The organism is Streptomyces sp. NBC_00385 (assembly GCF_035917155.1).
Lineage (GTDB): Bacteria > Actinomycetota > Actinomycetes > Streptomycetales > Streptomycetaceae > Streptomyces > Streptomyces poriferorum.
The window spans coordinates 165,486-178,347 of record NZ_CP107951.1 but is presented as its reverse complement, the minus strand read 5'-3'; the positions used below and the strand labels follow the sequence as shown (position 1 = coordinate 178,347).

General features: G+C 70.3%; 14 protein-coding genes. 12 read left to right on the top strand and 2 right to left on the bottom strand.

Translation table 11 applies throughout. From position 1 onward, the window contains the following. The first annotated feature begins 42 nt into the window (after positions 1-42). The 8 genes from OG959_RS00785 to OG959_RS00750 all read left to right on the top strand — a co-directional run bounded on the left by OG959_RS00785 (position 43) and on the right by OG959_RS00750 (position 7,681). Positions 43-1,413: an ABC transporter substrate-binding protein gene (locus tag OG959_RS00785; protein WP_326666143.1), complete on the top strand. Its 1,371-nt coding sequence runs from the start codon at positions 43-45 to the stop codon at positions 1,411-1,413. Between the two features lie 12 nt (positions 1,414-1,425). After that, complete coding sequence (locus tag OG959_RS00780; RefSeq protein WP_326656006.1) at positions 1,426-1,626, top strand: ferredoxin; 201 nt, start codon at positions 1,426-1,428, stop codon at positions 1,624-1,626. 75 nt (positions 1,627-1,701) lie between these two features. Further along, complete coding sequence (locus tag OG959_RS00775) at positions 1,702-3,069, top strand: cytochrome P450 (protein WP_326656005.1); 1,368 nt, start codon at positions 1,702-1,704, stop codon at positions 3,067-3,069. Between the two features lie 2 nt (positions 3,070-3,071). Next, positions 3,072-4,736 (top strand): thiolase C-terminal domain-containing protein, encoded by a 1,665-nt coding sequence (locus OG959_RS00770; protein ID WP_326656003.1) that lies wholly within the window; start codon positions 3,072-3,074, stop codon positions 4,734-4,736. Beyond that, positions 4,733-5,647 carry an alpha/beta hydrolase gene (locus OG959_RS00765; RefSeq protein ID WP_326656002.1) on the top strand — a complete coding sequence of 305 codons (915 nt, stop codon included), beginning with the start codon at positions 4,733-4,735 and terminating at the stop codon, positions 5,645-5,647. Before OG959_RS00770 ends, OG959_RS00765 begins: the two co-directional genes overlap by 4 nt. Then, positions 5,640-6,158, top strand: coding sequence for a DoxX family protein (locus OG959_RS00760; protein ID WP_326656000.1), 519 nt, complete (start codon positions 5,640-5,642; stop codon positions 6,156-6,158). Before OG959_RS00765 ends, OG959_RS00760 begins: the two co-directional genes overlap by 8 nt. Positions 6,159-6,168: 10 nt before the next feature. Then, a complete protein-coding gene (locus tag OG959_RS00755) occupies positions 6,169-6,984 on the top strand; it encodes an NAD(P)-dependent oxidoreductase (RefSeq protein WP_326655997.1) in 816 nt (271 codons plus the stop codon). 85 nt (positions 6,985-7,069) lie between these two features. Further along, complete coding sequence (locus OG959_RS00750; RefSeq protein ID WP_326655996.1) at positions 7,070-7,681, top strand: TetR/AcrR family transcriptional regulator; 612 nt, start codon at positions 7,070-7,072, stop codon at positions 7,679-7,681. On the opposite strand, the gene OG959_RS00745 is transcribed toward OG959_RS00750, so the two are convergent. Both OG959_RS00745 and OG959_RS00740 read right to left on the bottom strand, forming a co-directional pair. Further along, a complete protein-coding gene (locus tag OG959_RS00745) occupies positions 7,657-8,511 on the bottom strand; it encodes an NAD(P)-dependent oxidoreductase (RefSeq protein WP_326655994.1) in 855 nt (284 codons plus the stop codon). The two genes, OG959_RS00750 and OG959_RS00745, sit on opposite strands and share 25 nt — an antisense overlap. After that, positions 8,508-8,885, bottom strand: a complete 378-nt coding sequence (locus OG959_RS00740) for a carboxymuconolactone decarboxylase family protein (protein ID WP_326655993.1) — start codon at positions 8,883-8,885, stop codon at positions 8,508-8,510. Before OG959_RS00740 ends, OG959_RS00745 begins: the two co-directional genes overlap by 4 nt. 109 nt (positions 8,886-8,994) lie before the next feature. Between OG959_RS00740 and OG959_RS00735 the strand changes: the two genes are divergently transcribed. The 4 genes from OG959_RS00735 to OG959_RS00720 all read left to right on the top strand — a co-directional run bounded on the left by OG959_RS00735 (position 8,995) and on the right by OG959_RS00720 (position 12,819). Next, positions 8,995-9,801, top strand: a complete 807-nt coding sequence (locus OG959_RS00735; protein WP_326655991.1) for an NAD(P)-dependent oxidoreductase — start codon at positions 8,995-8,997, stop codon at positions 9,799-9,801. 97 nt (positions 9,802-9,898) lie between these two features. Then, positions 9,899-11,188 (top strand): aromatic ring-hydroxylating oxygenase subunit alpha, encoded by a 1,290-nt coding sequence (locus OG959_RS00730; RefSeq protein ID WP_326655990.1) that lies wholly within the window; start codon positions 9,899-9,901, stop codon positions 11,186-11,188. A 33-nt stretch (positions 11,189-11,221) separates the two neighbouring features. After that, on the top strand, positions 11,222-11,551 hold the full coding sequence (locus OG959_RS00725; protein ID WP_326655989.1) for a hypothetical protein: 330 nt from the start codon (positions 11,222-11,224) through the stop codon (positions 11,549-11,551). Then, on the top strand, positions 11,551-12,819 hold the full coding sequence (locus OG959_RS00720; protein ID WP_326655988.1) for a metal-dependent hydrolase family protein: 1,269 nt from the start codon (positions 11,551-11,553) through the stop codon (positions 12,817-12,819). The genes OG959_RS00725 and OG959_RS00720 overlap by 1 nt, the downstream gene beginning before the upstream one ends. Positions 12,820-12,862 lie beyond the last annotated feature (43 nt).

The following is a 12,862-nucleotide window of genomic DNA, read 5'->3' as shown; positions in this document are numbered from 1 at the left end:
GACGAAGGCGTCCGTACTTCCCGAGGAGGCACCTTGCGCAGAGTGCTGATCGGCACAGTGGCCGCTGTCGCGGTCCTGCTGGCCGGCTGTTCCACCCGTTCCGGCGACGACCCCGGCACCACGCGGCCGACCGGACCCGCCACCCAGAAGGCGTCGCCCAGCGGCACCGACTTCGGCACGCTGAAGGACGTGTGCGGTTCCGGCACCCCCGGAACCTCGACCTCCCAAGGCGTCACCGACGACAGGATCCAGGTCGGTGTGATGTCCGACGTGGGTTTCACCAAGAAGTCCGAGTTCGAGGACACCGCGAAGGTGTTCACCAGCTGGTGCAACGACGCCGGCGGCATCAACGGACGGAAGCTCGTCCCGGTGACACGTGACGCGAGGTTCACCGAGGTGCGCCAGCGCACGTTGGAAGCCTGCAAGGAGGACTTCGCCCTGGTCGGTGGCGGGTCGGCGCTGGACAGCCTCGGCGTCAAGGACCGCCTGAAGTGCCTGCTGCCGAACTACCCCGCGCAGACCAGCCAGATCGGTGCCATCGGCTCCGATCTGCAGGTGATCACCTCCGGCCCGGCCGCCGGCTACTTCCAGTACTCCGGCTACTACAACTGGCTGCTGAAGAAGAAGTACCCGGACTCGGCACAGAAGGTCGGCATCATCGCAGGCGACTCACCGGTCACCAAGGTGATGCTCGCCCAGTTCAAGGAGGCGGTCGCCGGCCTGGGCGGCAAGGTGTCCTACACCGACCTGTACCCGGCGGCCGGTGTATCCGACTGGACCCCGTACGCCCAGTCGATCAAGGAGAGCGGCGTCAAGGGCCTCGTCTTCCTCGGCGACTTCGCGAGCCTGGCCAAATTGGAGCAGGGCCTGACCAACATCGGCTACGCGCCCGACTGGACCGACGCGAACAGCAACGCCTACGGCCCCGCCTTCCTGCAACTGGCGAAGCCCGCCCTGGGCAAACAGCACAACTACGCGGAACTGTTCGCCACCGCCCCGCTGGAGAGCGCGGCGGACAACCCGGCCGTTCAGCAGGTCAAGGATCTGTTCGAGAAGTACGCTCCGGACAAGCAGGTCACCTACCCGGCACTGCGCGCCTTCTCCGCCTGGCTGGTGTTCGCCACCGCCGCCCGCGACTGCGCGACCCTGACCCGGGCGTGCGTGTACGACAACGCCCGCAAGAAGACCGACTGGACAGCCGGTGGCCTCCAGGCCCCCTTCGACCTGTCGTCGGACAAGCCGCCCGCCTGCTACTCGATCGTCGAGGCGAAGGAGAAGGGCTGGCAGCCGGCCGCCTTCGCACCGGACCGGGGCGACTTCCGCTGCGACGCGCCCGCCTACCGCTACAAGGGCGACTACGGCAAGCCGGTCACCCTCGCCGACGTCGGAAAGTCCATGTCGGACCTGACCTGACCCGAAGGAGAGATGAGACAGGTGAAGGTACGCGTCGATCCCGAGCGATGCCAGGGCCACACCCTGTGCGCGATGCGCGCCCCGGGGATCTTCGAACTGAGCGAGATCGACGGGCACTCATCGGCGTCGGCCGAGGAGATTCCCGCCGACCAGGAGGACGCGGCGGTCGAAGCCGTCCGCTCCTGCCCCGAACGAGCCATCGGCGTGCTGTAAGCACGCGCCCCGCCTCCGCACGCGCCAGGGCCTTCCGGGAACGGGCAGGCCGCAGCGCACTGGAAGGAAGCACACATGACCGCACGGGACCCCGCGGACCACGAGGCCCGCAAGCAGCCCCGCATCCACTTCGACCGGCATGCTCCCTCGTACCGGGACCAGTTCGAAGAGCAGACCCGGGAGTTCCACGACCGTTGCCCGCTCGGCTGGAGCGACACCTACGGCGGGCACTGGGTGGCCGCCGGCAACAGGGAGCTGCTCGCCTTCGCCCGGGCCGGTGAACAGCTTTCCAACGACCACGACATCCACGGCGAACGCCGCGGCTACCAGGGCATCAGCATCCCGGCGCCGCCCCGCGGCCGAGGGCTGCGAGGCGGCTTCCTGGAGATGGACCCGCCCGAGCAGCGCGCCTACCGCAACGCCCTGAACCCCTACCTCTCCCCGGCGGCGGTCAAGCGCTGGATCCCCTTCATCGACGAGGTGGTCGGCGCCGCGATCGACGAGCGGATCGAGAGCGGCCGGATCGACTTCGTGGACGACCTCGCCAACATCGTCCCCGCCGTCTTCACCCTGGCGATGATGGGCATTCCGCTCTCGAAGTGGGAGCTGTACAACGAGCCCGCCCACGCCGGCGTCTACACGCCGCCCAACTCCCCGGAGATGGCGCGCGTCGTCGAGAGCCACATGGCGATGATCCAGGACATCGCCGCCACGCTCCACGAGGTACGCGCCCACCCGCGCCCGGGCCTCGCCGACGCGCTCGCCCGGCTGGAGATCGACGGTGAGACCCCGTCCGACGCGGACCTCGTCGGCGCGCTCGCCCTGCTCATCGGAGGCGGCTTCGACACCACCACGGCCCTCACCGCACACGCCCTGGAGTGGCTCTCCCGGAACCCCGACGAACGGACGCGCCTCAGCAGCGAGCGCGACACCCTGCTCGACCCGGCAACCGAGGAGTTCCTGCGCTACTTCACCCCAGCGCCCGGGGACGGGCGGACGGTCGCGGAGGACTGCGAGGTAGCCGGCACCGAGCTCAAGGAGGGCGACCGGTTGTGGCTGTCCTGGGCCATGGCCAACCGCGACCCGGCCGTCTTCTCCGACCCGGACAGCGTCGACCTCGCCCGCTCGGGCAACCGGCACACCGCGTTCGGCCTCGGTATCCACCGCTGCATCGGCTCGAACGTCGCCCGCACGGTCTTCAAGCGGATGCTCATCCAGGTCCTCGACCGCCTGCCCGACTTCGTGTGCGACCCCGAGGGCACCGTTCACTACGAGACCATCGGCGTCATCCAGGGCATGCGTCACCTGCCGGCCACCTTCACCCCCGGCCGGCGCCGCGGTCCGGGCCTCGACGCGACCCTGCGGTCCCTCCAGCAGGTCTGCGACGAACAGGGCCTCGCCGAACCCGTCACAGTGCGCAGAGCCGAGGCGAAGGTCCGTTGAGCATGACGCCGGAGGCCGGACGTCCGCAGCCGCAGGTGACCCAGGAGACCGAGTTCTTCTGGACCTCCGGCCGCGACGGACGGCTCCGATTCCAGTCCTGCACCGCCTGCCGGGCCCTGATCCATCCGCCACAGCCCGTCTGCCGGAACTGCCGCTCACACGCGACCGCGATACGTACGGTGTCCGGCCGGGCGACCCTCATCGGCTTCACGGTCAACCACCGCTTCCCCTTCCCCGGTCTGCCCACCCCGTACGTCGTCGCCCAGGTGGCGATCGAGGAGGACCCGCGGGTCCGGCTGACCACGAACGTCGTCGACTGCCCGCCCGAAGATCTGTGTCTGGGCATGCGGATGGAAGCCGTCTTCGCTCAGGCCGGCGAAGCGTGGCTGCCCCTCTTCCGTCCGTGCGCCGACGACGAGAACCCTCTCGCGACCCTGCCTTCCGACGACCCCGCACCCGAGCGGATACGCGCGTACTCCCGCGCACCGCTGCCGACGCGCAAGTTCGAGGACCATGCCGTCATCAGCGGCGCGGGCGCGTCCCGCATCGGCAGGCGCCTGATGGTCCCACCGCTCGAACTCACCGTGGAGGCCTGCGAGAAGGCTGTCGCCGACGCGGGGCTCAGCCTCGACGACATCGACGGTCTGTCGGCCTATCCAGGGGCCGGCGCGTACGGCGGCTTCGCCGAGGGCGGCGTCACCGCGCTGGAGTCGGCGCTGGGCATCCGCCCGGTCTGGCACAACGGCGCCGGAGAGACCATGGGCCCCGGTGGCTCGGTGATCGCCGCCATGCTCGCGGTGGCAGGCGGCCTCGCCCGGCACGTCCTGTGCTTCCGCACGGTCTGGGAAGCCACGCACGCCGAGCTGGTCCGCCAGGGCCGCATCAGCCTGCCCCGGCCGGCCGGGGCCGACGGATGGCTCAAGCCGTACGGGGCGACCTCACCCGCGATCACGCTGGCGATGAACGCCCAGCGGCACATGCACCGCTACGGCAGCACGCGCGAGACGCTCGGCTGGATCGCCCTCAACCAGCGCGCGGGCGCCGCCCTGCACCCCGACGCGGTCTACCGCGAGCCGCTCACCATGGACGACTACCTCACCGCGCGCACGGTCTCCACCCCCTTCGGACTCTACGACTGCGACGTGCCGTGCGACGCCTCGGTGGCTGTTGTCGTCTCCGCCGTCGAGACCGTGCCCGACCTGCCGAAGCCGCCGGTGCGCGTCGAGGCCGTCGGCACCCGCATCCTCGAGCGCCTCGAATGGGACCAGTCCACACTCACCCACGAACCGCAGGTGCTCGGCCAGTCCGCCCATCTGTGGACCCGCACCGATCTGCGCCCCGCGGACGTCGACGTGGCACTCCTGTACGACGGCTTCACCTTCAACTGCCTGTCCTGGATCGAGGCCCTCGGCTTCTGCGGCATAGGAGAGGCCCGCGACTTCCTGGACGGTGGCAAGAACATCGCCCGCGACGGCGTGCTGCCCCTCAACCCGCACGGCGGCCAGCTCTCGCACGGCCGCACCCACGGCATGGGGCTGCTGCACGAGGCCGTCGTGCAACTGCGCCACGAGGCCGGAGCACGGCAGGTCACGGGCGCACGCACCGCCGTCGTCTCCAGCGGCGGGCTCACTCCCAGCGGCGTACTTCTGCTCAGGACGGACGGATGACCTCACTCGATCCCGGCCTCGCCACCACGGTACGGAGGCAGGTGGTCGACGTACACGGCGTCCCCTCCTCCGCCCTGGTCGCCGAGGTGCCCCGCCCGCAGGCCGTGATCGTGGCCCTGCACGGCGGCGCCACCACCTCCGCCTACTACGACCACCCCGGCCACCCCAGGCTCTCCTTGCTGCGCACCGCGAGAGCGGCGGGCTTCACGGTGCTCGCCCTGGACCGTCCCGGCTACGGCTCCTCGGCCGGCCACCAGGACCACATGCGTCAGCCGGAGGGGCGGACCGACTTCGCCTACGCCGCCGTCGAGGCACACCTCCACGGACAGGACCGCGGCCTCGGCACGTTCGTCTGGGCGCACTCGGCAGGCTCGGAACTGGCCATCCGGATGGCCGGCGACCCGCGAGGAGCCGAGCTGCTCGGCGTGGAACTGGCCGGAATGGGCCGGGTCCACCACCCCCGCGCCCTGGACGCCATGGAGGAGTGGCGCCGGGACCCGACCCGTACCCGGCCCAGTCTCCGCCACGCCCTGTGGAACCCTCCGGAGGCCTATCCGCCCGACGTGCACGGCGGGCGGCGCATCGGCTCCGCCTCGCCCGCCTACGAGGGCCACCGGGAGGGCTGGCAGGAGGAGCTCCTCCTTCTGTCGGGCCGGGTTCCGGTGCCGGTCCACATCACCCTCGCGGAGCACGAGCAGGTGTGGGCGAACGGGCCGGAGGCGCTGGCCGATCTGGCATCCATGTTCACGTCCGCGCCCCGTGTCGCTCTGCACGAACAGGCGGGCGCCGGCCACAACACCAGCATCGGGCGCACAGGTCTGGCCTACCACCTGCACGTCCTTGCCTTCGTCGAGGAGTGCGCGCTCGGGGTCCAGGCGCTGTCCGCAGAGAGGGCGTGGCGCGATGGGTGAGGCCTCGGACGTCGCCCTGCTGCTGACGAGGCTCGCCCTGGGCGGCGTGATGATCGCGCACGGCTGGAACCACTGGCGCGGCGGGGGCGGAATCACCGGCACCGCCGGCTGGTTCGGCGGCCTCGGCCTGACCCGCCCACGGCTCCAGGCATGGCTGAGCGTGCTCACCGAACTCGGCGCGGGCGCCCTGCTGCTGGTCGGCCTGCTGACCGCGCCGGCCTGCGCCGCCGTTCTCTCCGTGACGCTGGTCGCCGGTCTGCTCGCGCACCGCCCGCACGGCTTCTTCGTGTTCAAGGAGGGTTACGAGTACGTCCTCGTCCTCGGCGTCCTCGCGGTCGCCATGGGCGCGTGGGGGCCGGGGGAGTACGCACTGGACGAGGCGTTGGGCATCGCGGTGACCGGATGGGCCGGAGCCGGTGCGGTGCTCGGCCTGGGGGTGGTGTCCACGGCTGGACTGCTGGCCGCCTTCTGGCGGCCGCTGCCGTCCGCCCCTGATCAGCAGACGACTTGAGGAGGAACCTGTGCGCGTCGGTTTCATCGGACTGGGCAGCCAGGGGGCGCCCATGGCCCGCAGGATCGTCGATGCGGGCTTCCCGACCACCTTGTGGGCGCGGCGGGACAGTTCCGTGGCCCCGTTCGCGGACACCACGGCCAGGACCGCCGGCACACCCGCCGAACTCGCCGCTGTCAGCGACCTGGTGTGTCTGTGCGTCGTCGCCGATGCCGATGTGGCACAGGTGACCTCGGGCGTCGACGGCGTCCTGGCCGGCATCCGGCCGGGCGCGGTGATCGCCGTGCACTCCACGGTTCACCCCGACACCTGTCGTGCGCTGGAGGAGCGGGCCGCCGAGAAGGGCGTAGCCGTCCTGGACGCCCCGGTCAGCGGTGGCGGGCGGGCTGCCGAGACGGGCACCCTGCTCGTCATGGCCGGTGGCCATCCGGAGGTCTTCGCGCGCTGCCGGCCCGTGTTCGCGAGTTATGGCGACCCCGTCGTCCACCTGGGCCCGACCGGCTGCGGGCAGCTCGCCAAGCTCCTCAACAACGTTCTTTTCACCGCTCAGTTGGGTCTGGCAGCCGACGCACTGGAGACGGGCGCGGCGCTCGGCCTGGACCCCGGAGGGCTCGGCCGGATCCTGCCACGGGGCAGCGCGGCCAGCTTCGCGCTCGACCGGGTCGCCGACGCCGGCGGCACCCTGGACCGCATCGCGGCCCACGCCGGCGGGCTGCTCGCCAAGGACGTGCGGCTCTTCGCGGAGGTCGCGGAGAGGGCGGCGGTCCGCGGCGAGGGAACACTGCGGGAGACGGCCATGGCCGCACTGGCAGCCATGGGGCTGTGAACAAATTGTGTTCGCGCCCCTCGTGCTGTGGCGATGACCGTACGTACTGTGAGCGGGCACCGGTCCACGAGCGGAAGGGCGCGGCATGGAGTCGTCGGCACGGCGTGAGGACATTCTCCAGTCGGCGCTGGAGGTGTTCGCCGAACGAGGGTTCAAGGGCGCTTCGATCGACGCGGTGGCCGAGCGTTCCGGACTCACGAGACAGGGTGTGCTGCACTACTTCCCCAGTAAGAGGCGGCTCCTGCTGGACCTGCTGGACTTCCGTGAGCAGCTCAACCGCGAGCATCTCGCCGGCCGCCGGGTCGGTGAGGACTGGGCCGGGGACTTCGCCGAAGCCATCTCCTTCGAACAGGACCACCCCTCGTTGGCCACGGTGCACAGCGTCATGGTCGCCGAGGCGGTCACCGGACAGGAACCGGCCGCGGGATATGTCAGCGAGCGCTGCCGGTCGCTTCAGGACCACCTCACCCGACGGATGACGCAGAAGTACGGTCAGCGTCTGCCCAGCGGGCTGAGCGCGCCGACGGCCGCGGCGGCCGTCCTGGCCCTGGTCGAGGGCATCCACCAGATGTGGCTCGTGGATCCGGATACGGCGGGCCGATACCCGGGGGTGGTGCGGGAGGCGGTGTCCGTGCTCATAGGCGCGGTCGACGGGGTTCAGCTGCTGGAGGATCAACTGCCCGTCGTGAAGGGGTAGACGCGGGTGAAGTCCGCTCCGGGCAGTGCGGCGGCGAACCGGCTCCACAGGTCCGCCGTGACCGCGCCGACCACCGCCGGGCCGTCCAGTCGGGTCACCTCGTCCAGATAGAGACGGACATCCTTTGCCATCAGAGTGTTGCTGAACCCGGAGGCGTAGCGGCCGGTCAGGACCTCGTCGGGGAACTTGTCGGTACTGGCCCCGCTGCGTCCGCTGGAGGCGTTGAGGACGTCGACCATCACCGCGGGGTCGAGTCCGGCGGCCGTGCCGAAGGCGACGGCCTCGCTCGTCGCCGCCAGGGCCGTCGCGGACAGGAAGTTGTTGGCGAGCTTGAGGGCCTGCGCCTGCCCGGGCCGGTCACCGATCAGTCTGCGTCGATCGCTCAGGCCTGCCAGCACGGCCTCCACATGGGCACAGTGCTCCTGCCTCCCCGCGTACATGATCATCAGCGTGCGCATGCGGGCGCCGGCCACGCCGCCGGACACGGGCGCGTCCACATAGGCCAGGCCCATCCCGGCCAGGGCGCCCGCTGCCGACACACCGACTGTCGAGGTGTCCACGACATGGGTGACCCGCCGCTCCCGGGCGCTCGCCAGTTCCTGTACGACCTCGCGGCATACCTCACCGTCCGGCAGGCTCAGCACCACGGTGTCCGCCGCGCGTGCCGTGTCCGCGCAGCTCCGGGCCCAACGGGCGCCCTCCGGGAGGCGTGCGGGTCCGGCCGCGTCATGGGCCACCACCTCGAATCCGGCCGTCACGAGGTTCTCCGCCAGCACGCTGCCCATGCTTCCCAGGCCGACGAAGCCGACGACCGGGGCGGTTCCGCTCACGCCGCATCCCGGGCTTCGCGCACCTCGCGGATGACCGCCAGGGCGTCGATGCCCGCGGGCGCACCGCAGTAGGCGGTGAGCTGGTAGAGTAGCTCGTCCACCTCGGCGTCGGTGACGCCGGCCCGCGATGCTGCCGCGAGGTGGATGCGGAAGGCGTTCATCCGGGCCGTTGCCGCCGTCATCGCCAGCACCAGCAGGCTTCGGTCCCGGGTACTCAGGGGGCCGCCTCGCGCCCATACGCCCCAAGCGGTCGCGGTGACGTAGTCCCGGTAGCCGGTGGGCGCCCCGCCGTCGGAGCCTTCCTGAGTCCCGCCCCCGCCGATGACCTCGGCGCGAACGGCTCGCGCGGCTTCCTGCCACTCACTGTCGTACATCCGGTCTCCTCGTCAGCCTATGAGAGTTGTGCTAACGATATAGGAGAATGCCGTTTCTGACTGTGCCGAGTCACGTTTTCGGCTCACGGACTGCGAGGTGGAGGTTCCTGTGGAGCTGGGATTCATCGGTGCCGGGCGCATGGGCCGCCCGATGGTGGAGCGCCTGGTCGGGGAGGGGCATCGTGTGCGCGTCCACGTCCGTACCCCGGAGGCCTTGGAGGCGCTGGCCCGCGTCGGTGCCTTTCCGGTCGCGTCCGCCGGTGCGGCCGCGCGGGATGCCGAAGCCGTGCTGGTCTGCCTCTACGACGACGAGCAGGTGCGGGCCGTCTGTCTGGAGGGGGAGTTGCCGGCCGCGCTGTCGGCCGGTGCCGTTCTCGTGGTGCACACCACCGGCAGTCCGCGCGTCGTCCAGGCGCTGGCCGCACGGGGCGCCACCGTGGTGGACGCGCCGGTCAGTGGCGGGCCGCACGACGTCGCGGCCGGCCGGCTCACCGTGTTCGCGGGCGGTGAGCGTGGTGCGCTGGAGTGCGTGCGGCCCGCGCTGCGCGCCTACGCCGATCCGTTGGTGCATGTCGGTCCGCTCGGTGCGGGCCAGTGTCTGAAGCTGGTGAACAACACCCTTTTCGCTGCCCAGATCGGGCTGCTCGCCGAGGCGGTCCGGTTCGCGCGTGACCTCGGCGTACCCGAGGAGACGCTGCTTGCCGCGCTGCCCCATGCCAGCGGCGCGAGCCGGGCCGCCCTCGGTGCCGCGGTCAAGGGGTCGGTGGCCGCGCTCGCGGCGAGCGCGGGTCCGTTCCTGCGCAAGGACCTCGCAGTGGGCGCCGAGGTGCGTGCCGAGCTGGGGAGCGCGCGGCTTGGTGCGCTGGAGCCCGCCCTGCGGGCGCTCCTGCTCCTCCTGGACGGGACGACGGCGTGAGTGCCGGGGGAGAGGAACAACGAAAGCGGAAATCCTATTCTCGCTGAACGAGATTGCTGTTACCGTATGCACGTCAACAGACCGGAGGTTCCGTTCCATGGCCCACTTCCCCAAGCCGCCCGAGGGCAGCTGGACCGAGCACTTCAAGATCGGCACGGAGCCGGTCTCCTACGAGGACTCGATCTCCCCCGAGTTCTACGAGAGCGAGCGGGACGCGATCTTCCGCCGCACCTGGCTCAACGTCGGCCGTGTCGAACAACTGGCGCGAAACGGCAGTTACTTCACCAAGGAGCTGGACGCCGCCCGGGCATCCGTCATCGTCGTGCGCGGCTCCGACGGTGAGGTGCGCTCCTTCTACAACGTGTGCCGTCACCGCGGCAACAAGCTGGTGTGGGACGACTATCCGCGCGAGGAGACCAAGGGCAACTGTCGTGCGTTCACGTGCAAGTACCACGCCTGGCGCTACGACCTGGAGGGCAAGCTCGCCTTCGTGCAGCAGGAGTCCGAGTTCTTCGACATCGACAAGTCGAAGTACGGGCTGCTGCCGGTGCAGACCGAGGTCTGGGAGGGGTTCATCTTCGTCAACCTCGACCCGGACAACACGACGCCCCTGAAGGAGTACCTGGGCCGCTTCGCGGACGGCATCGAGGGCTACCCGTTCCACAAGCTGACGCAGGTGCACAAGTACCGTGCCGAGATCGGCAGCAACTGGAAGCTCTTCATCGACGCGTTCGCGGAGTTCTACCACGCGCCGATCCTGCACTCGGGACAGTACGTGGCCGAGGAGGCCGCGAAGATCAAGAAGTACGGGTACGAGGCGCTCTCGTACGACATCGACGGCCCGCACAGCATGGTCTCGTCCTGGGGTGGCATCGCACCGCCCAAGCAGCGCGCCATGGTCAAACCGGTCGAGCGCGCCCTGCGCAGCGGCCTGTTCGGATCGTGGGATGCTCCCGACATCGGGATGACCACCGAGGAACTGCCGCCGGCGATCAACCCGACGCGCAGCGATGTCTGGGGCATGGACACCTTCGTGTTCTTCCCGAATTTCATGCTGCTGGTCTGGCGGCCCAACTGGGTGCTGACCTACCACTACTGGCCGACCTCGCACAACACCCACATCTTCGAGGCGACGTGCTACTTCGTCCCGCCGAAGAACGCCTTCGAGCGGCTCCAGCAGGAGCTCGCGGCGGTGTCGTTCAAGGAGTACGGCCTGCAGGACGGCAACACCCTGGAAGCGACCCAGACCATGCTGGAATCGCGCACGGTGGACACCTACCCGCTGGGCGACCAGGAGATCCTGCTGCGTCACCTGCACACCACCGTGCGGCAGTTCGTCGACCAGCACCGGCAGACCCCGTCCCCGGCATCTGCCGACGCCAACTGAGACGTCCCGCGAGAAGACAAGGAGGATCCCGGCATGCCCAACGTCTTTCCCCCCGAGTTCGCCGCCCTGGAGCCGTTCGCGGACTGGGCGATCCACAGTGAGAAGGCCCGGTACGCCAAGCGCGTGGCCAGTACGATGGAGGAACTCCACGCCTTCTACGACGTGGCGTACCCCCTGCTGCAGGAGCACACCGCCTACCTGGAGAAGGTCGAACTCGACGGCATCGGCGACCAGGACAAGCACCTGTTGTGGGCGTTCTGCTCATTGGTGACGGTCGCCTTTCCCGTGGAGGCATGGGGCCAGCCCAGGGTTCCCGACAGCGGCCCCTCCAGCATCGATGCCGTCGTCGAACCCGCCGTGTGATGGCCACGAACCGTCAGCGGGCCCCGCGGCCGCCCGTGCTCCTGCGGGCGGCCCGGATGCTCGACGTCGACAACGGGAAGATCGTCGAGCCGGGCGAGGTACTGGTTCACGGCGAGCACATCGCCGAGGTGGGGCGGCCCGCACAGCTGCCCGAGGGCACCGTGGTGCACGATCTCGGCGATGTCACCCTCCTGCCCGGCCTGATGGACATGGAGGTCAACCTCTTTCTCGGCGGCCCCGACCACCGTAGCCCGCTGATCCCCGTCCAAGAGGATCCGGCGGTACGCACCCTGCGCGCGGCTGCCAACGCGCGGCGCACGCTCCGGCGCGGCTGGACGACCGTACGGAACCTCGGACTGTTCGTGCAGACCGGCGGCGTGCTGCTCGACGTCGCGCTCAAGAAGGCGATCGACCTCGGCTGGACCGAGGGCCCGCGGGTCGTGCCCGCCGGGCATGCGATCGCACCGACCGGTGGTCACCTCGACCCCACCATGTTCCAGGCGCTCGCGCCCGGGGTCCTGCCCCTCACCGTGGAGGAGGGCATCGCCAACGGCGTGGCCGAGGTGCGCAAGGCGGTCCGTTACCAGATCAAGTACGGCGCACAGGTCATCAAGGTGTGTGCCTCCAACGGCGTCATGTCGCACACCGGCCCGGCGGGGGCGCAGCAGTACTCCGACGAGGAACTGCGTGCCATCGTCGACGAAGCACACCGGGCAGGTGTGCGGGTCGCCGCGCACTGCATGGGGGACAGCGCGATACGGGCCGCGGTCGAGGCAGGCATCGACTGCATCGAGCACGGCTTCCTCGCCAGTGACGCCACGCTCGACCTGATGGCGGAGCGGGGCACCTTCCTGGTGGCGACCACCTGCCTCACCGAACGCATGAACACGGAGCATGCCGACCCGGCCCTCAAGGCCAAGGCAGCCGACGTCTTCCCGCGGGCGCGCGAGTCCACCGCCCGCGCGATCCGCCGGGGCGTCAAGATCGCCCTCGGTACCGACGCGCCGGCCATCCCGCACGGCAAGGGAGCCTTCGAGCTGCTGGCCCTCGCCGACCGCGGTATGCCACCGGCGGACGCGCTGCGCGCCGCGACCACCGTCGCGGCCGACCTGATCCAGGCCGATGACCGGGGGCGGCTGCGCCCCGGGCTGCTCGCCGACGTCATCGCCGTTCCCGGCGACCCCCTCACCGATCTGTCCGTAGTGGAGCGGGTCTGCTTCGTGATGAAGGGCGGTCAGGTGTACCGCGACGACACGCCGGAGGCCTGACCGCCGCCAACGCCCCGTCACTCCTCTCACGCAGCGTCTCGCG